Origin of the sequence: Planctomyces sp. SH-PL14, assembly GCF_001610835.1 — a bacterium.
GTDB lineage: Bacteria > Planctomycetota > Planctomycetia > Planctomycetales > Planctomycetaceae > Planctomyces_A.
Map to the genome: position 1 here is coordinate 423,484 of NZ_CP011270.1, position 18,113 is coordinate 441,596.

Genomic DNA, 18,113 nt, shown 5'->3' on the forward strand with positions numbered 1-18,113 from the left:
GCACCGGACGGGGACCTCGGCAAGTACGTCATGGGATTGGCGGACGAGGATGACGGCGTCTTCGGCTCTCGATCGTCTTTGAACACGACGAGGAGTCGGAGCGGGAGTTCTACGGCTCGAATCTCGAGGAGTTCGAGTATCAGGACCGCCAAGGCGAGAAGAAGAAGGGCAAGCGGTTCAAGTCGCCGACAGCCGGAACACGAAACAGCTCTATCACGTCGCCTGAAGGAACTCCGCGCGTCGGACGTCGTTGACGACCCGCGGCCAACCCGAAGGGGCTGTTCTACCGGGGGCAAGACATCCCGTTGATGCGGACAAGGTGCTGGCGTTCGCTCTGGGCGTCAGCAAGGAAAGCCCGTCGCCTCGCAGTTCGGGATCGACCCGGACCGGCTGAAGGGATTTGTGACCCGGTCTCTCGCGGCTCATGGCCTGGAGATCAAACGAAAGGACGAGTCCATGAGTCTCAACGCATCTCCGCCGGCCGACAACGTGACCCCGGCGACCAACACCGCTCCGACGGGGCCGACCCGGGACGAGCTCCTCTCTCAGATGTCGGTCTATACCGACGCCTTCGGAGCGGAAAAGGGCGTGGCGTGGTTCAAGGAGGGCAAGCCCTCGTCGACTGCTGGCGCGAGACGGCGGTCGCCCTCCGCGAGCAGCTGGCGCCGCCACGAAGGAGAACGGCGACCTGAAAACGAAGCTCGCCGCCGCCGCGGGGAATCGGCCCCCCTGACCTTCTCGGCCGGCCTCGGATCAGAACGGCACGGGTCGCAAGCCCTGGCCCGTATCTCCGGTCACTCCAACAACTGATTGCGGCCCGGACCGGAACTTTCGGTCGGAGAACTTTCCCTTCCCTCTCAGGCCGCGGGCCGCCCCAGGAGCACGCCTCAATGGCACAACTCGGACTGACCGATCTGGTCAAAATCAATGACCGCAACCTCGCGGACATCAACGTGACGGACCTGCTGGAGGACGCGCCTGTTCTCAAGCGGATGGCCGCCGTCCTCGCGTCGAACGGGACCGAGCACAAGTACCTCAAGCAGACCCAGACCGGCGGCGCCGGCTTCCGGGACATGAACGACGGCATCACGCAGACGGTTTCGGCCGATACGCTGGTGACGGTCACGCTCAAGATCCTGGACGCCAGTTTCCAGCTGGATAAGGCGTACTGCGACGGGTACCGCTTCGGTCCGGAGGCCGCCATCGACCGCGAGGGGATGCGGAAGCTCCGCGCGGCGTTCGCCCTCGCGGAAAAGCAGATGTTCTACGGCACCGCCTCGCCGGGGAACTCCGCCGGCTTCGCGGGGCTCGGGAACAATGCGGCGTTCAACAACAAGGACGACTCGATGGTCGTCGACGCCACCGGCACGACCGCGAGCACCGGCTCCAGCGTGTGGCTCTTCCGCTCGACTGAGGAGGATCTGGCGATCGTCGCCGGAAACGACGGTCAGATCGTCATGGACGAGTCCTACCCGATCCAGGCGACCGGCACGAACGGGCCGTTCCCGGCCTACTACACGCCGATCACGGGATGGCTCGGTCTGCAGTTCGGTTCGGTCTACAGCGTCGTCCGGATCTGCAACCTGACCGAGGACAGCGGGAAGGGGCTGACCGACGACCTCATCGCCAAGGCCCTCGAGAAGATCCCGGCCGGAAAGCGATCGAACCTGTTCCTTGCCGGCAGCCGCCGGTCGCAGCGTCAGCTCCAGGACAGCCGGACGGCGACCAACCCGACCGGGGATCCCGCACCGCTGCCGGAGTCGGCGTTCAAGATCCCGTTCATCGTGACGGACCAGATCGTCAATACGGAAACCCTCCTCGCCGCGACCTGATCCGCGGGCCCCTGACGGAACCGAGGAGGCGTGATGCCCAGTCCAGTCGATGCCGCCATCGCGGCAATGTTCGGAGCCATCCAGGCGACGCATGGAAGCGTCGTCCTGGTGACTCGTGGGACATCGAACCTGAGCATCACCGCGGTCCCGGAGGAGGTGCAGGAGCACGAGCTCAACTTCCTCACCCGGACCTTCCTGGTGAAGAACGAGGAGTTCGGAGCGGCCCTTCCGGGGGACGTCTGGACGATCAACGGCGAACGGTACGAGGTGCGGCCCTTCGAAGGGGAGGTCCCCTGGGCGTGGCTCGACGATGCCCATACCCAGCGGGTCGTTCACACGAAGGCGGTCGGCTGGGCGCGGGACACGCTCAGTTTCGAGGCGCCGCGGAAGGCCAATCAGGCCGGGGATCAACGCCTGAAGTACGACGCCGGGCAGGCGGTGGCGGGTCTGGTCAAGCCGGTCTCTGGGATGGAGACCTACCAAGACAACAACCAGCTCACGGCCTACGTCAACTACCTCGTTGTCGTGCCGAGTACCGCGGCGACGCGGACGATTACGGCCAAAGCACAGGCGAAGGTCACCAGGGACGGCATCGGTCGAACGTTGCAGGTCGTCACGGTCCGCGACCCCGGAACAAACGGATCAGTCCTCTACCTCGATTGCCGGGAGCTGGCGACATGAACCTCAAAGCCGACACCGTCGAGTTTGAACGGGCAATGCTGCGAAACGCGAAGACGCTCCAGCAGTTCAGCCTGCAACCGATCATCCGTGCCCTCCGGGCCGCCGGGGCAGTCATGAACCGCCATCTGGCGAAGAGCCTGAAAAGGGAAGGACGCGGCTCGTGAGTGTTCAGGCGGCGATCTGCGAGATCCTTGCTGGCGACCCGGTCATTTCCGGCCTCGTCGGTCCTCGGATTCGACCGCACCGCGCACTGACGACTGACGACCGGCCATTCATCCTGGTCAAAGCGGTCGAGCGGCCGTGGGGATCGCTGGAGTTCGGACGAGCGGCCAGTGGCGAAGCGTCGGTTGTCGTCGCAGCGGTGTCCGACACGTCTGAGGACGAAGCACATCGGATTGCCGAAGCGGTTCGGAGCCGCATCCCGAAGTACCTCGCCGTGAAGGGTGACCGCCGCATCACGGCGGCGTGGGAGGACGAGGCCGAAGGCGGCTGGGATCCAGTCGAAGACGGCGGTTGCAACGCGGACTGGTGGACCGAGACGGTCGGCCTGACGGTCCACTGGGAACGGGTAACGACATGACAACGATCCGCATGGGCCGACTGGGCGTCACGCACGTCCTGGAGGACCTCCGGGTGCGGCTCCCGAACAAGGCGGCGGCGGTCGCGAAACGAGCCCTCCGGGCGGCCCTGAAGGTCATGGAGACGACCGTGGCGGCCAGCGTCGAGAAGGCCAAGACGAAGGGGCACAGCGAGGAGAACGTCCGAAAGGCGATCGGCTCCCGAGTCTGGTCGGACAAGCGGTCCAAGATGAACGGCAAGGTCGGCGTCGGCGTCGGGAAGAAGCGAGGGACCTATCGGCCGAATGCCGTGTTCCTGGCGACCGGGACGCAGGTCCGGTGGACGGGAAGCAAGGGAATCAAAGGCAAGATCAGGGAGCGGATCGGCCGCGGTCACCAGTGGAAAACCCGCTGGGTCGTCACGCGGCAGGAGCAGACGGGGAACGCTCGCAAGTACCGCGGGCGGGTCCTGAGAAGCGGACTGTTGCAGCGGGGCGTGCGGGCGTCGCTTCCGATGGCCCGCCGGAAGTTCGTCGAAACCATCAACCGAGCCTTCAAACGGGCGGGAGTGTTCTGAGCAATGGCAATCGCAAACCTCGTTCTCACCGCGAAGTTGTCCGCCGATATCACCAAGTCCCTGACCGATGGATCGGTCGCAAAACTGGCCTATGACAAGGGTCTGTTCAACGATCTCCCGGCGGACGCGGACCTGCTCTACACGAACGGCTACAGCATCGCCACGGCCTCGTCGCAGTCCCTCGACCTCTCGGCAAGCCTTGCAGACGCCGTCGGAAACTCCTGCGTCTTCGCAAAGGTCTACGCCGTCTTCGTCAAGAACCTGGCGACGGCGACGGGCCGGAACATTCAGATCGGCGGCGACTCGAACCACGTCCCGCTCTTCGGTGCGCCAGCGGACTTCCTGACGGTCGGCCCGAAGGGCGTTCTGCTCGTGTGCAACTGCCTCGACGGCTGGACGGTGACGGCCGGGACCGGGGACATCCTCAAGATCGCAAACTCCGCCGGCGGGCAGACGATCCCCGTCGCCGTCGCCGTTCTGGGCAAAGCCGCGGCCTGATCCCAGGCCATGAACCATTCCACGACTGTTGACCGAAAGGGACGACGATGGCCGAGAGCAGCCAAGGGACGCGACTTCGCGTCTACATCACCGACGAAAACACGCCCTCCACGGTGGGCGCCACGCAGATCAAGCCGCCGAATCCGAAGCCGGTGCGGGTTCAGGTTCCGCACCTGGAATCGACGCACATCGACAAGCTGACGATCGACGTTGTCGATCAGGGGGAAATGACGGCGGATTTCTTCGCCCTGAAGGCGGACGCTACGCACGTCCAACTCCGCCGCGACATGGTCACGCGCCCCGCCCCCTCGAGGAAGTGGGACCTCGTCCACGTCACCGTCGATCCGGATACCGAGGTCGAGTCGGTCACCGTCTTGGACACGTTCCACGCGACGCTGATCGACTTCCCGCGGACCTTCCAGGAACGGCAGCCGATCAAGGGCAGCCTGACGCTCGACATCGACGACATCCCTGAAGTCAACCCGGAGTGATCCGCGGCTGCTGTCGTCCCCTCTCGCCCCCTCTCTGGAGACTGCTGACTGATGTCCGACGAAACGCCCCCTGCCACCCCCCTCACCCGCGACCAGTTCACCAAAGCCGGCCGCCGACGGGTCGACACGATCACCGTCCCTGGTGTCGGACCGCTCCGCGTGCGGTCGATCTCACAGACGGAGAACGCCACGTTCGAGGGGAGGATGTGGACTTCGGACAACCAGTTCGTTCGCAAGTTGTTCGACCAGCGGAAGCCGTGGCTGCTGATCCTCTGCATGCTCAACCCGGCCGACGATTCCCAGATGTGGACGGACGAGGACTACGACGCGGTCAAGGCCCTGGGGCCGGACGTCGTTGATCCGACCTTCGAAGCTCTGGAGGAGTTCTGTCGGATCAAGCCGCCCAAGCCGGAGGATAAGGCGGCCCTCGAAAAAAAATCAGATGCTCCTTCCGCCTCCTCTACCTGATGGACTTGGCAGAGCGGTTCGGACGAGCCGACTACGACGAGTTCTTCGAGGAGTTGGGGGAGGAGCGGTTCCAGATGTGGTGGGCTCGGGATCGCGTAGTCCTGAGCTCCGATCAGCAGATGGATCAGCGGTTTGCCCTGCTGGGTGCGCGGCTGGGGATTGAGGACGCCGACGAAGTGTTCGGCACGACCTGCCCGCCGGAGCTGAAAAGCCGACTGCGTCCACGAACGGATGGGACGGCGACCGAGGCCGACCTGATGACGGGGCAATCGCTGGAAGAGGCTCAGGAAATCTGGGCACTGCACAAGAGAGGATTCCGGAGTGGTAGCGGCGGCGGATGATCTCGTATGGCGGGCCGGAGCGGATACGTCCGACTTCGAGACGGCCATGCTGCGGTCGGCGTCGACGGTCGAGGCGCTGGAGCGGGCGACGAAGGGGGATTTTCAGTCTGGTCTCGTGCGGGCCCTGGAGCGGATCCGGGAAGAGTCGGACCTCGTGACGGGCAAGGTCACGGCCGTTGACCAGGCGGTCGCCCGGATGGCAAGCAAGGGCGCCTCCCCTGAGATGCTGAAGCAGTATCGGGACGAGGCCGAGGCCCTCGCGAAGACGAAGGAGGATCAGGCCAACCAAGCGGCCAACGAGGCGGCGAAGGAGAAGCAGCGGGTCGCCGATGTCGCACGGCTCAAGATCGAGCAGGAAAAGCTCGTCGAGTCTCAGAAGGCGGCCCAGTACCGCCGGGACGAGCAGAACGTCGCGAGGCAGATGGCCCTCTATGTCCAAGCGCAGGAGGTCAAGGAAAGCCTGCTGACGAAGGAAGAACGAGTGCAGCGCGAGATCGTTCGCCTGCAGGACCTGAAGAACCGCGGACTTCTCACGGAGCAGCAACTTCAGGCCGCTATCCGGATCGCCCAGTCGGCCGGCACTGCCCAAGCAAAGGGCGGCGGAGGGGGTGTTCCTCGCGGGCTGGTCGTTCAGCAGGGCGTGATCGGCATTCAGGACGCCATGACCGGGTATCAGGTCAACGGCTGGGGCGGCGCGCTGATGGCTGGCGGAAACAACGCCATCCAGATGTTTTCGATGATTAACCCGATGCTCGGGTCGGCTGCTGCTGTCGGCGTCATGGCTGGGCAGATCGCCGTCATGATGAGCAAGGGGGCCGGCGAAGCCGAAAAGCTCAAGGCGCAGGTCGAGGGGATCGAGCGGGCTTCGAAACTCTGGGGACAGGGCGGCGACGAGTTTCAGAAGGGGCTGGAAGCAGAGCGAATGCGACTGTCGATGTCGCGGGACCGCCTCGACACAGCAAAACAGATCGTGGCGTTCGAGAAGGAGCAACTAGTCCATCTTGAGGCCGCTGCCCAGAGAAACGCCGCCGACCTTCGCAAGCAGGGCATTCCCGACATCCATGCCGCAGACAAGGCAAAGATCACCGCGAAGGAGCAGGAGATCAAGGCCCTGGAGGAGCGTCAGAAGAAGATTCAGGACGAAGTGACGGAAGGGGAAAACGCCGTCAAGTTCGCCGATTCGAGCGACATGCCGGGCAAGTTCTCGGAGCGGGAGAAGGAAGAGCTGCGGCAGATGGGAGCTCGCATCCAGCGAGAGACTCGTGAGGCGAACTGGGCAGCCGCGGAACGCGGGATGACGTCCGCCGAGGTGGCGGCCGAGGAGAAGAAAGAGGCCCGCCTCAAGAAGGCGAACGAGATCGCCGCGCTGGGACGCCAAGCCCAGAAGAAGCGGGAAGCGGAAGAGGGTGCCTGGCTCAAGGCTCGACAGGATGCCGCCGACCAGTTTCGGCGGGCGACTGATCCGCAGGCCGGCGTGCGATCCCAGATGGAGACGCTGGCACAAGTCCAGAACTCGTCCGCTGCGCTCGCTGCCGACGAACTGACCCGGACGCTGCGGCTGATCGCTGGAGGGACGACGCCCTCCGGCTCCGCCCTCGTCGGCGGTGTCAGTTACGGATCTGTCGAAGAAGTGAGTTCGCGCAATCGGGCGGCCGAGCAGCAGGAACGCCAGAGGATGGTCGACACGATCGTCGAAGAGCTCCGGAAGATGCTGACCGAACTCCGGAACACGGCGAAGGCGGCCCAGGCCCTTGAGCAGAATCTCAAGCTGGAGGTCATCAACTAATGGCCATCGTCTGGATTCAGGAGGTATTCCGAAACCCCGGCAAGTTCGGTCTCTCCACGGCGGACCTGACCCGCACGCTGCAGGTCTACAGCAACGACCCGGTCAACGACGGTCCCGTGGAGATCGCCGCCGCGGTGTCGTCCTGGGGGATCGGGATTGGTTCCGCCCATCCGAAGCGGAACGACGCCTGGTGCCGCAACATCGACCCGCGCCCGAACGGTGATCGGAACCTGGGGCTGTGGGACGTCGAATGCAGCTATTCGAACGCGCCGGTGTCGAAGAGCGAGCAGGACAAGATCCTGATTGCCGACCCCACCCAGCGGCCATGGAAGGTGAAGGGCGAGCCGATCCGGGAGCAGGCGCCGTGCGTCACCGATCGCGACGGCAAGGCCTACGTCAATCCGGTCCGCGATCCATTCGACCCGCCGATCACGCGAAATCGCACCCGGCTGCAGATCAAGGTCGAGGCGAACTTTCGCGAGACGCCTTCCTGGTACTGGAACCTGACGGACACGGTGAACAAGAAAGAGCTCTACGTCGGCCACAAGATCAAGTACCTCTACCCGGCCCGCACGCTGCTGTTCTGCCCGGAACCACTGAGCGAAGACCGGCTCGAGAACGGCTTCGATTATGTGACGCTCGGCTTCACGCTCGACGTGATGCAGTACCTCCGGATCCTGAGCAATGGCGAAATCATCGCCGAGGACGACCGGATCCTGGAGACGGACCTATTCAGCGGCGACGTCTGGGTGAAGCCGCACCCCTTGCGAATCGGAACGCCGGTCGAATCCTCCGAGATTTGGCGAAGGTTTGGCGGCTGGGACGATGAGCAACTCAACCGCGGGCTCAACTACCTGCTCAATCCCGCCGAGCCAGAGGCGACCCGGTTCGGCCCCACCAACAAGACGCGAATCAAGGATGGCAACGCGCATCCGGTTGCAGTGCCACAACTGCTCAAGCCGGACGGCACTCTCTCTGCGAACGGAGATGCCAGCTACACCCGCTTCGGGAAGTATCTCCTCGGCGACTTCGAGCCCCTCCGGGAGATGCTGCAATGAGGGAGCCGACTTTCACATTCAGTCGCGAGTTGGCGTACCGGACGCGGGAGATGGTTCGCGGTCAGAGCGCGGGATACACGCCCCCTTCATATCCCACGCCGGTCAAGGACGACTACCCCGATCCGCAGCTCGCCCACGCGATCCAGCCGATCACGAAGGGCTACTACGGCACGGTCCAGATCAACGGCGGCGATCAGGTCGAAGCCTACGCCCGAAATGGCGACGTCGAAACCGGCGAGCCATTCATGATCTATTGGACCCCGGGGACGCAGATATCCGCCCAGAAGGGGGTCGACCCACCCAAGGCGGGCCAGTGGGACATCTTTTCCTACGACATCAACTACTTCGGCCTGCCCTACGCCTCCCAAGGCTGCGGCTGCGGCGACTCCCTCGACGGCACGCCGAACCATGACTGCAAGCCGGAGTGCGGCTGCATCAACAAAATGCGGTACATGTACCCGCCGGCGTGGTGGGTCCGCTGGCCGGACGCCTTGGAGAAGATCCTGTGGTCGGCCGCCTCGTCGCTCGTCACTCTGAAATACTCCGGGGAGTGCCTCTGGGTCTCGAACTGGTTCGCCGGGCCGGACTACATCCCGCCGGAGGAGGAGTGGGAGGGGGAAGAGGCGCCGGAGCCAGTCCATGACGACTACCGGTGGGAGGTCGACCGCCGGGCGCTCACGATCAAGTTGCGGCGGCGCGCGGTCGAGTATCCCAACGCCCCCGAGCTCTACGTCGAGTATTGCCTGACGCCTGCCTGCGGGCTGCGGTGCAACGGCGTCTGGAAGGGGACGTTCAAAGACCAGAAGAACATCGAGACGCCCGCGGTCTGCGAAATCTGCGTGACGCCGACGTTGCGGCTCCCCCTTTTCCCCTGCTGGGCTTGCCCCCAGGACCCGCCCGAAGCCTACGAGATGACCGTCCCGGACGGGGCGTTCTACTACGGCGAGGACGGAGAAGTCCCGATCGGCGTGGCCGGCAAGAAGATCACGCTTCAGCGGGTCGGCGCCTGCGACGACTGGGTGGAGCCTGCCGATGATCCGCACCGATGGCTGTCGGCTGCCGGCGAGTGCCCGGACATCAAGGGCTTGATGGTTGTCGGGGGATTCGCGAACCCGATCCGTCTGCCCCGAGGCGGAAACTGCAACTGTTACAAGTTCGAGGACTCGACGACGCTGGTCTGGCTGTTCGTCGAAGCCGGTCCGGGCTCAGTCTTCGCTGCGGCGACGTTCATCGACAAGGACCTGTGCGAGTACGAGCCGTCCGCGTACTGCGCAGACGGAAAGGAGCAGAAGCTCTACCGCTACTACACCCTGCGGGAGGGCGTCGGCGGTGTTCCCACGTATGAAGCACAGACGTCCGAGAACTGGTGCCAAGAGCCGACGTTGCAGCTCCGGGCGGACTGGTTCGACAACGGAAGGTTCCTGACGAACGAGACGAAACACTGGTATGACACAGAGGAGGACATGGAGGCCCAAAACGGCTACTCGCTCGTGGAGGGGGACCTCAACAACGACCTCTTCGCCGTGAAGGCGATCAACTCGACCATAGCGGGGAACACAGGCTTTTTCTTGGCCCTCGTGTCAACTGTGCCCGGAGAAACTGCGTGGTCGTATCAGGGCAGCGTGAACCCCGCATACGACCCGGGAATTGACGCGGCTGAGCGGGCGGGCATCGTCCAGATCAAGGCAACCACGCTCCCCAAGGTCACGAACAGCGGGGCCCCCGGGGCGACCTGCAGCGGCGAGGAGACGGAGGTCACGGGGTGCCCTCCGACCGCGAGTTGCCGCTGGGAGCCATTCTTCACCGCCAACCGGCTGGTTCCTTGCGTCGATGGCGTTCCGCAGGAAGAGGGAGTGGAGAGTGCCGTCGCGGATCTGGTCTTGGAACTCCCGGCAAACGCTTCGGCCGAATACGAGGTCGTTGTCGGGGCATGTGCTGACGGCTTCGCGTCGGTCCGCCTGCGGTACATGTACCTCGTGACTCCCTGCCCGGACGGCTGCGAAGAGTGCGAGGACCCGGGCGATATCACTGGCCTGCCGTATCTGGAGCAACCATGCAATCAGGCTTGATGCCCGGGGAAGTCGTTCACAGCCGCCGCCGTCGGGACGTGCCCGCGCGCCCGGCGAACGGTCCGGGGTTCTTCCTCAAGAAGCGATACAAGCAGGTCGGCTTCTCGGAGACGTGCGGCCGGTGCAACTCTGTCGCGGCGAAAATGGACGAGTGGGGTCCGGTCGGCTGCCGGGCGAACATCGACTGGATCCTCGACCGGGTGAAGGAAAACGCGACATCGAAGGGGATCGTCTGGCTGCCGTCGTTCGACGCCGTCACCCGCATCCACATCGACGCGGCGATCCTGCAGGCAGAGGGGAAACCCGAGACGCTGGCAATGCAGCTCGCCCTGTCGATCAGCGGTTTCGTTACCGGGTTCCTGCCGGCCGAGGTCAAGGAGAAGACGCTCCCCGCCTGGAACGACGTCGCCATCGTCATCCCCTGCCACAACTACGGGCGGTTCCTGGCGGAGTGCATCGAATCGGCGATCGCGGCCAACCCTGCCGAGATCATCGTGGTGGACGACGCCAGCGAGGACGAGACGGCCGAGGTGGCGGCCCGCTACCCCCGCGTCAAATACGTCCGGGTCGAACATCGAAACGTCCACGCCACCCGGGGGGCCGGATTCGCTCTGACCCGCGCGGCGAACGTCTGTTTCCTCGACGCCGACGACGTGCTCACCCCGGACTACCTCGCCGCGGCCTGCAAGATCCTCGACGAGGAGCCGAAAGTCGGGATCGTCTACAGCGACATGGAGCGGTTCGGCGAGGAGTCGGGACGGACGGACTTCCCCGAGTGGGTGGACCCGTTCTGGATCGACCGACAGAACCACCTGCATGCGGGATCGGTCGTCCGCCGGCAGGCACTCGAACTCGCTCAGGTCTTCGACGAGCACCTCAAACCGTCTGCCCACGAAGACTGGTGGCTGTGGCGGCAGATCCTCCGCTACGGATGGCAGGCCCGGAAGTCCCCCGCCCTCTACCGCTACCGCCGCCACCCGGACGGCTCGATGCTGACGAAGGTCCGGTGCAAGAGCTGGTACGAGCTCTCCTCCGCCTCGACGGAGACGATCACGATCCTGATCCCCCTTGCCGGCCGCCTCTGGGCGTGGGAGCAGCTCTCCGCCTGGCTCGACCGCCAGACGTGGCCGCACGATCAGATCGAACTCCGGCTGCTCGACTCCTCCCAGGACCCCGGCTTCTCCCGAGCGGTCGCGGAATGGATCGGTCGGAGCGACTACGCCGACGTCCGCCACATGCGGCAGGCTGTCGGCCCCCAGGGCGTCGCAGATGCCCCCCGCCGGCAGAACGGCCAAGAGGTCAACCTTGCCGTCGCTCGTGCCTGGGCGAAGCTCACCCGCGGCCTGACGACGCCGTGGAGCCTCTGCCTGGAGGACGACATCCTCCCGCCCGACGACGTGATTGAACGGCTGATGCGGCAGGTCGGCCCGGCCATCGACCTCGTGACGGCCGCCTACCGGACCCGCCACCACGATGATCGGCACTGGCACATTCAGCTCGAGCCCGGGGAGAACGTCCGGGACGGCGAGGAGGGGAAGGGCGTCGACGAGATCAACGGCAGCGGCTTCGGCTGCATGCTGATCCGGTCTCCGTACCTCTCGCAGCACCCGTTCGCGAACCATCGCGGGTCTGCATGGTACGACCCGAGTTTCTACGCCGCCTGGGGTGACGAACTCGGTTCGGTCGTCGACTGGTCGATCGTTTGCAAGCACTACAGCGGCCGGGAGGAGTGGGTATGAGTGAATACGACGAATACGCAAGCGAGCAGCTCGTGCAGCACCGCGAGGGACGGCTGCACCTGCAGGTATTCGAGGACGTGGCCCAGACGACCCCGGAGGACATCAGCGGCAAGACGTTCTCGGCGGTGATCTACAATCCGGAGAACCCGACCGAGGTCTACGCCAGAGCGGTCGGGTCGGAGCAGGTCGAAGTCACCGTCGAGACCTCGACCATCGTCCTGATCTTTCCCGCCAGCACCTTCGCGACCGCTACCTGGAAGGTCGCCGAGTACACGGTCGACGATATCACCGACCTCGCCAATCCCAAGCCGTTCCTGCCCCCGGATCAGATCCGGTTGAAGCAAGCGGCCTCCCCCTCGGTTCCGACGCCATGACCCACGCTTCATCGGAACATCCGGTTGTCGTGATCCACCGCTCGGTCACCCGCGTGGCGGTCCGGGAGTCTTCGCGACGAGTGGCCACGAAGGCGCCGCCGCGGGCTGTGACGACGCACGTCCAGATCCCCCGCACAAAGGTGACGCACCGCGGCCCGCCGGGAACTCCGGGAGCCGCGTTCAGCGGATACGACCACGAACAAGCGAGCGCCGCGACGGTCTGGACGGTCAATCACAACCTCGGCTTTCGGCCGGACGTTGCAACCTACCGTCTGGGCGGAACCGAGATGAAGGGGGCGGTCCAACACCTGTCCCTCAACACGCTCAGCATCACGTTCAACTCCCCCGTCGCCGGCTACGCGCGGGTTTCCTGAAGGAGCCATCATGGCATTCGAACAGCTCGTAAACGTCGACTTCGGCGGTGTCGCCAAGCCGGTCAACCTGCCTGATCCGACAAGCCCCCAGGACGCGGCGACGAAGGCCTACGCCGACTCGCTCATCGAGGGACTGAACTGGAAGGACAACGTCCGGCTCGCGACCACGGGGAACGTCAACCTGAGTTCTCCGGGGGGAACAATCGACGGCGTCACGCCGGCGACCGACGACCGGATCCTGGTGAAGAGCCAGACCGACGAGACGGAGAACGGGATCTACTTCTACACGGGCTCGTCCTCTGCGATGACCCGCTGCCCAGACGCCGACACCTTCGACAAGCTCGAAAATGCAGTCGTGACGGTCGACGAGGGGACCACGAACGCTCAGACCCGCTGGCGGCAGACCGAGGTCAACGGCACGCTCGACACCGATGACATCGTCTGGGACTCCTTCGATGCGGCGGTCCCGGACGCCTCAACGACGGTCAAGGGAAAGGTCGAGCTCGCCACCCAGGGGGAGGTCGACGCGGGGACCGATCAGACGCGAGTCGTCACGCCCGAAACCCTCGCGGGCTGGGCGGGGCGAAAGTTCAAGTACACCTCGACCTTCGGCAACGGCTCGGACACGGTCTACACGATCACGCACAACCTCGGCACGAAGGAGCTCGTCGCGCAGGTCCGCCGGGCTTCGAACGACAACGTCGTCGGCTGCGACATCCAGATGACCAGCACGACGGCGGCAACCGTCACGCTAGCCGCCGCTCCCGGGTCGAACGCCCTCAAGATCGTCATTTTGGGGTAAGGGATGGAGTTCCTCTCGCAGATCGACCTGCCGTCCGGGCTTCCTATCGTGGAAGGGGGCACCGGTGCGACCACGGCGGCCGGGGCACGGGACAACCTGGGGCTCGGAAACGCGGCCCTCGCCAACGCCTCCCCGTTCATGTGCGGCCGGCTGACCCTGGAGAGCGGGGTCGCTGTTTCGCTGACCGACCAGTCGGCGAAGTCGACGCTCTACCTGACGGCGGATGGCGGCAATGTGGTCTCAATCCACAACGGCTCGCTGTGGGTGCCGTATTCGTTTTCGCAGCCGAGCCTCACGCTTTCCGGACTGACGTCGGGGAAGAACTACGACGTCTTCACCTACGCCTCGGGTGGCTCGCCGGTCATTGATCTCGGCCAAGACTGGACGAATGACACGACCCGGGCGACGGCCGTTTCCCTGCTCAATGGGATCTATGTCAACACGTCTTCCTTCACGACGAAGATCGGCGGGGTGACGGTCGCGGCGAATCAGGGGACTCTGCTCGGGACGATCCGGGCGACCAGCTCTACGACGACCACGGACACCCTGACCCAGCGGTTTGTCTCGAACCTGCATCGCCCCGCCCTTCGATGGCTCAGCCGGGCAGACTTCGCGAACAGCCACACGATGAGCAGCACAACGGTCCGTGGCTGGAACAACGCCAGCGCGGCTACCCTGGAGTGGGTGACGTGCATCGCGAGGCATGCCCCTCTGCTGTGGATGAACGGAGCGTTCGTCAGCAGCAACGCCGGCACCCAGGGGGCGCGGCTCGGGTTCGGTACCGCCACGACGGCCCATGCTATGTGGCTGGACCTGAACGGCCCTTATATCTCCGGGCTTGCGACTCCGCTGACTCCCGTTCCGGCGACCGGCTACAACATTTACTACGTCACGGAATCCGCGACGGGGTCCGGCAACTCGACGTTCTACTACTACACCTTCGGCGGGCTGGTGATGCTGTGATGACCATTCAACAGATGCAGCAGTTTCGCGGCAGTTCGGAGGATCTCTCCCGCCGGCTGGTGCGAGCCGGCATCGCCTTCGAAACCATCGCCCGGGACCGGATCGACTTCGCTGAAGGGGTCTCGCAGGAGCTGCAGGACCTGGGGAACAGCATCCTGGCGACGTGGGACTGGGAGGCACCGTTCTGTCCGGAGTCGGTCTACATGTTCCAGCTCCGGAAGGCGATGCGGGAGACGCTGATCGTTCCCGGCGCCCCGCAGTACGGTGACACGCTGTCCGCCCTAGAGGCCTACATCGAGGCTGCCGAGGACGCCGACTTGGCTGACGAGTTCGCCGCCGCCGAGGTCCGCCGTGACCACCAGACCGTCGAGGGTCTCGCGCTGATGTTCAACTGGACTGACGACAACGTCGACGACCTGTTCCGCCTCGCCGCCACGAAGTAGCCCTCTACAGGTCCTGCTTGGCGGTCCCGCGGCGGTTGATCGCGTTCTGCTCCCCCGCCGTCTTGTCGGCAGCAACGAGCGTCTTATCGGTGATCGTCAGCGTCTGGGTGGAACTGCCGAGGCCCTCAAGCCGCATGTCTTCTAGGCTGGACTCCCAACGTGCATAGCCCGAACCGACGCCTTCTGCGGGGCCATACTTGTCGTTCAGCGTGTCCTTGAAAAGCCTGTCATCGTCGGCCCGCACCTTGACCGTGAGGTGCATCAGCACGCCCTTCCGAAACGAACACTCCATCGACGTCACCGGCAGCGTTGCGACGGTGAACCCATCCGGGACCGTCACTGCATAGACGCCGTGTCCCATGTCATCACCATCTAGGGTGGCGAGGGTGTATCGCTTCGAGAAGTCGGCGAAGGTCGTGACGCCTGGGGTGTCGCCCTTCAAGTAGAAGCGGCCAGCCAGCTCAGGAGCGGCCGGAGCGACATCCGGAAGCTCCGCGGCGGGCTTTGGACCTGGGAGCGGAGGCGGAGCAGCGACGGGAGCTGGAGAGCAGCCAGCGGCGGCGACCAGCAACAAGGAGGCTATCAGCACTCGCATCGTTCGGCCCTCTCACTTTGAATCAAGGCGGGTATGTTCGGGGGGCGGCACCAGAACCTCGGTGACACGGACCGGCCCTTCAACCGCGAGTAGGCGCGCACGCTTCCGACCGATGGTTATCAACCATTGAATGATGTTGTCCGCCCCCTCAGTCTCGGCGGCGTCCTTGAACAGGTCGTAGTCCGCATCCGAAAAGCGGATCGACGTTTTTTGCCCGGGCCGTTGCTCGCTCATGGTCGCAAAGTCTGCCTTCGGTCCCTGGGACATGGCAACCTCTCACGGTCGAACGGGTCCGTTTGACTGCACAAAATGGAATCCGACCGCACTTGACAGCATTTGACCGCACGCGCAGAATCACGTTCGTCGAACCTGATGGCCCGGGTGAGACGCAACAACCAGAACAACTCGGCGTCCCACGGGACCCGGTTTTTTCGAAACCACGCCAAGCGGAGGCCATGCCGCGAAGCGTGGTTTCTTTTTTCCCCGCACCGCGTAATCCGGCATCGCAACCGGACGGGGATCTCGGGTGCAACGCCCGACCAGAGCATTCGAGATGCTCGCCGCGCTCAGGATGACCGGCTGACCCGTACCGCATGATGCGGCCCTCTTGGCACTGATGGATCTGCCCCGACAAGCACTCGCCCGACCGCGGGCTAAGCGGTCCGCGCTATCTCTCCGCGCATAGAAAAACCCCTGGCGACTGTGAATCGCCAGAGGCTTGAGAGTTCCCGCTTCCCCACGTCAATAAAGGACCCGAGAACATGATCGAGGTTATCGCTACCTCTGTGCCCGGTCAAGGACATGCTTCGCTCATTCGCACGCTCAGCTTGCCGAGGGAGCCCCTCCCGGAATGGCAACACTACCCGCCGTCCACCGTCCCCCTTGTGATCCGCACGCCCGTCGAGTGGTCGCCAACGGGGACCGAGAACATCCCGGGCACGCCCACGTTTGCGATGCCGAAGCGGGAAGCGGCGGTCCTCGCCATCTCCCTCAACCGGCGTCGGATGGCGCTGGAGAAGACGCGCGACAAGACCCAGCGGGACACGGTCTGGGCCCTTGTCGTTCTCCACAAGAAGGGCTTTGCCGTCGTCCAGGTCAACGTCCTCGACTTCCATCCCTCCGACCCTTTCGAACTCCCGCCAGATGCGTGGCCTCTGACGACCGCGAACGTCGTCGCCCGCTGCGCCCTGAAGGAGTTCAATCAACGGCAAATGGACGCCGCCGGATCACCGCGATACTGGTGCCTCGCCGTGAAACGGCTGACGCTGGCCGACCTCATGACCGACGAGGAGCTCGCGGAGGAAGGGGGTGCCCGGTGAGCTGGAATCCAAAACTCAACCAGTGGGAAGACGAGGACGGCCACCGGCACCCACGAAAGGCGCAGCAACAGCTCAGCGATGCGTTTCCGCCGCTGTCGTGGCGGTCAGAGAGGTTCCCCATGCTCCGCGACGCCGCGTGGGGGTGCTGCACGCCGGCACCACAAGAACTGCTGGACGCTCTCTCCGCTGACGATCGGGCTCAGGTCGACGCATTCCTGGAGCGGGAGAATGCCATGCTTCGGACGACAGACGCGACCGGCAGTCCGCAGGTGATGTGGTGCCCTCGGCCGGTCGCCGCGGCCACGGCATCCTACCTCCGAACGGTGCGGCACCTGACGATCGACGAGCCGTTCATCCGCCGCGGGGACCGGGTTACGGTCTGCGTCGAGGTGGAGGACGGGGAGAGCGCGTGGCAGGTGTTCCGCGAGTGGTTCGCGGACGTCAGCCAGCTCGGCGTCGAGGACGAGGAAGGGGACATCCCCGCCACCGGGGTTCCGATGGGGATCGGAGGTGCCGCGTGAGGCGATCCAGAACCCCGCAGCCCCTGTTCAATGACCAGATTTCGCACTTCGCCTTCGCCGCGGCGGACAGTCACTCCTATGACTCTCCGATCCGGTTTGCGGCCGACGTTTCGCTTGTGGTCTACAACGCCCGGAATCGCGAGGAAGCCCTCTCGATGCTCCGGCAGTGGCTCGACGACGTGGCCGAATTCGGCCTCGACACCAATCCCGCGGCGGTCTCTCCGCCTGCCGTTCCCGAGGGGGTGCCATCTTGATCCAGGCAGCAACACGCTATCCGGTCCTGTTCGACACCGAGTGGGAGGCGGACCGGTACATCCCGCGGAAGACATGGGAAGGCCTGACCGATGCGCATCGGGTGGAACTGCGAGCCCAGCTCGCGGAGATCGGCCGGGCCATCTTCGTCGGGGCGGAACACGTCATTCACATGCCCGCCCCGTACGTGACGCAGAAGGCCCGGGTCGCCCATGCGACGCAGCACGTTGTCGGAATCGACGATCGTCGGATCCGCCACAATGAGCAGATGTCGATCGTCGTCTCCGCCGCGAGGAACCGCACGGAAGCGATTCAGATGGTTCGTGAGTTCCTGGCCGACGTGATGTCGGTCGGCGGGCTCGAGTGAGGTGGC

General features: G+C 64.8%; 25 protein-coding genes. 23 read left to right on the top strand and 2 right to left on the bottom strand.

All coding sequences use genetic code 11. The annotated features are described in order from the left end of the window. The first annotated feature begins 456 nt into the window (after window positions 1-456). The 19 genes from VT03_RS01785 to VT03_RS01870 all read left to right on the top strand — a co-directional run bounded on the left by VT03_RS01785 (window position 457) and on the right by VT03_RS01870 (window position 15,053). Window positions 457-810 carry a hypothetical protein gene (locus VT03_RS01785; RefSeq protein ID WP_156514226.1) on the top strand — a complete coding sequence of 118 codons (354 nt, stop codon included), beginning with the start codon at window positions 457-459 and terminating at the stop codon, window positions 808-810. 80 nt (window positions 811-890) lie between these two features. Beyond that, complete coding sequence (locus VT03_RS01790; RefSeq protein WP_075091397.1) at window positions 891-1,832, top strand: major capsid protein; 942 nt, start codon at window positions 891-893, stop codon at window positions 1,830-1,832. Between the two features lie 33 nt (window positions 1,833-1,865). Next, complete coding sequence (locus VT03_RS01795) at window positions 1,866-2,513, top strand: hypothetical protein (protein WP_075091398.1); 648 nt, start codon at window positions 1,866-1,868, stop codon at window positions 2,511-2,513. Beyond that, window positions 2,510-2,677 carry a hypothetical protein gene (locus tag VT03_RS33105; RefSeq protein ID WP_156514227.1) on the top strand — a complete coding sequence of 56 codons (168 nt, stop codon included), beginning with the start codon at window positions 2,510-2,512 and terminating at the stop codon, window positions 2,675-2,677. The genes VT03_RS01795 and VT03_RS33105 overlap by 4 nt, the downstream gene beginning before the upstream one ends. Continuing rightward, window positions 2,674-3,093: a DUF3168 domain-containing protein gene (locus VT03_RS01800; RefSeq protein ID WP_075091399.1), complete on the top strand. Its 420-nt coding sequence runs from the start codon at window positions 2,674-2,676 to the stop codon at window positions 3,091-3,093. The genes VT03_RS33105 and VT03_RS01800 overlap by 4 nt, the downstream gene beginning before the upstream one ends. Next, the gene (locus VT03_RS01805; RefSeq protein ID WP_075091400.1) at window positions 3,090-3,647 is read left to right on the top strand and encodes a hypothetical protein; all 558 of its coding nucleotides are present in this window, start codon (window positions 3,090-3,092) and stop codon (window positions 3,645-3,647) included. Before VT03_RS01800 ends, VT03_RS01805 begins: the two co-directional genes overlap by 4 nt. 3 nt (window positions 3,648-3,650) lie before the next feature. Beyond that, window positions 3,651-4,145 carry a hypothetical protein gene (locus VT03_RS01810; protein WP_075091401.1) on the top strand — a complete coding sequence of 165 codons (495 nt, stop codon included), beginning with the start codon at window positions 3,651-3,653 and terminating at the stop codon, window positions 4,143-4,145. Between the two features lie 47 nt (window positions 4,146-4,192). After that, window positions 4,193-4,636 carry a hypothetical protein gene (locus tag VT03_RS01815; protein ID WP_075091402.1) on the top strand — a complete coding sequence of 148 codons (444 nt, stop codon included), beginning with the start codon at window positions 4,193-4,195 and terminating at the stop codon, window positions 4,634-4,636. Window positions 4,637-4,687: 51 nt separating this feature from the next. Next, window positions 4,688-5,104, top strand: coding sequence for a hypothetical protein (locus tag VT03_RS01820; protein WP_075091403.1), 417 nt, complete (start codon window positions 4,688-4,690; stop codon window positions 5,102-5,104). Between the two features lie 5 nt (window positions 5,105-5,109). Further along, window positions 5,110-5,445, top strand: a complete 336-nt coding sequence (locus VT03_RS01825; protein ID WP_156514228.1) for a hypothetical protein — start codon at window positions 5,110-5,112, stop codon at window positions 5,443-5,445. A gap of 46 nt (window positions 5,446-5,491) precedes the next feature. Then, a complete protein-coding gene (locus VT03_RS01830) occupies window positions 5,492-7,231 on the top strand; it encodes a hypothetical protein (RefSeq protein ID WP_156514229.1) in 1,740 nt (579 codons plus the stop codon). Further along, a complete protein-coding gene (locus VT03_RS01835) occupies window positions 7,231-8,289 on the top strand; it encodes a hypothetical protein (RefSeq protein WP_075091406.1) in 1,059 nt (352 codons plus the stop codon). The genes VT03_RS01830 and VT03_RS01835 overlap by 1 nt, the downstream gene beginning before the upstream one ends. Next, entirely contained in the window at window positions 8,286-10,358 is a 2,073-nt protein-coding gene (locus VT03_RS01840; RefSeq protein WP_075091407.1) for a hypothetical protein, read from the top strand. Before VT03_RS01835 ends, VT03_RS01840 begins: the two co-directional genes overlap by 4 nt. Then, the gene (locus VT03_RS01845) at window positions 10,343-12,097 is read left to right on the top strand and encodes a glycosyltransferase family 2 protein (RefSeq protein ID WP_082845863.1); all 1,755 of its coding nucleotides are present in this window, start codon (window positions 10,343-10,345) and stop codon (window positions 12,095-12,097) included. Before VT03_RS01840 ends, VT03_RS01845 begins: the two co-directional genes overlap by 16 nt. Beyond that, the gene (locus VT03_RS01850) at window positions 12,094-12,471 is read left to right on the top strand and encodes a hypothetical protein (RefSeq protein WP_075091409.1); all 378 of its coding nucleotides are present in this window, start codon (window positions 12,094-12,096) and stop codon (window positions 12,469-12,471) included. Before VT03_RS01845 ends, VT03_RS01850 begins: the two co-directional genes overlap by 4 nt. Continuing rightward, window positions 12,468-12,845, top strand: a complete 378-nt coding sequence (locus VT03_RS01855; RefSeq protein ID WP_075091410.1) for a hypothetical protein — start codon at window positions 12,468-12,470, stop codon at window positions 12,843-12,845. The genes VT03_RS01850 and VT03_RS01855 overlap by 4 nt, the downstream gene beginning before the upstream one ends. A 10-nt stretch (window positions 12,846-12,855) precedes the next feature. Then, window positions 12,856-13,647, top strand: coding sequence for a hypothetical protein (locus VT03_RS01860; RefSeq protein WP_075091411.1), 792 nt, complete (start codon window positions 12,856-12,858; stop codon window positions 13,645-13,647). Window positions 13,648-13,650: 3 nt separating this feature from the next. After that, entirely contained in the window at window positions 13,651-14,610 is a 960-nt protein-coding gene (locus VT03_RS01865; RefSeq protein ID WP_075091412.1) for a hypothetical protein, read from the top strand. After that, entirely contained in the window at window positions 14,610-15,053 is a 444-nt protein-coding gene (locus VT03_RS01870) for a hypothetical protein (RefSeq protein WP_075091413.1), read from the top strand. Before VT03_RS01865 ends, VT03_RS01870 begins: the two co-directional genes overlap by 1 nt. A 4-nt stretch (window positions 15,054-15,057) precedes the next feature. Here VT03_RS01870 and VT03_RS34045 read toward each other — a convergent pair whose 3' ends face one another. Both VT03_RS34045 and VT03_RS01880 read right to left on the bottom strand, forming a co-directional pair. Beyond that, window positions 15,058-15,648 (bottom strand): hypothetical protein, encoded by a 591-nt coding sequence (locus VT03_RS34045; protein ID WP_075091414.1) that lies wholly within the window; start codon window positions 15,646-15,648, stop codon window positions 15,058-15,060. Between the two features lie 12 nt (window positions 15,649-15,660). Further along, window positions 15,661-15,915, bottom strand: coding sequence for a hypothetical protein (locus VT03_RS01880; protein WP_075091415.1), 255 nt, complete (start codon window positions 15,913-15,915; stop codon window positions 15,661-15,663). Between the two features lie 617 nt (window positions 15,916-16,532). On the opposite strand from VT03_RS01880, the gene VT03_RS01885 reads away from it, so the two are divergent. From VT03_RS01885 to VT03_RS01900, 4 genes are all read left to right on the top strand, one after another. Continuing rightward, entirely contained in the window at window positions 16,533-16,967 is a 435-nt protein-coding gene (locus VT03_RS01885) for a hypothetical protein (protein ID WP_075091416.1), read from the top strand. Between the two features lie 119 nt (window positions 16,968-17,086). After that, complete coding sequence (locus tag VT03_RS01890; protein ID WP_156514230.1) at window positions 17,087-17,488, top strand: hypothetical protein; 402 nt, start codon at window positions 17,087-17,089, stop codon at window positions 17,486-17,488. Continuing rightward, window positions 17,485-17,742, top strand: a complete 258-nt coding sequence (locus VT03_RS01895) for a hypothetical protein (RefSeq protein WP_075091418.1) — start codon at window positions 17,485-17,487, stop codon at window positions 17,740-17,742. The genes VT03_RS01890 and VT03_RS01895 overlap by 4 nt, the downstream gene beginning before the upstream one ends. Beyond that, window positions 17,739-18,107, top strand: coding sequence for a hypothetical protein (locus VT03_RS01900; protein WP_075091419.1), 369 nt, complete (start codon window positions 17,739-17,741; stop codon window positions 18,105-18,107). The genes VT03_RS01895 and VT03_RS01900 overlap by 4 nt, the downstream gene beginning before the upstream one ends. Window positions 18,108-18,113 lie beyond the last annotated feature (6 nt).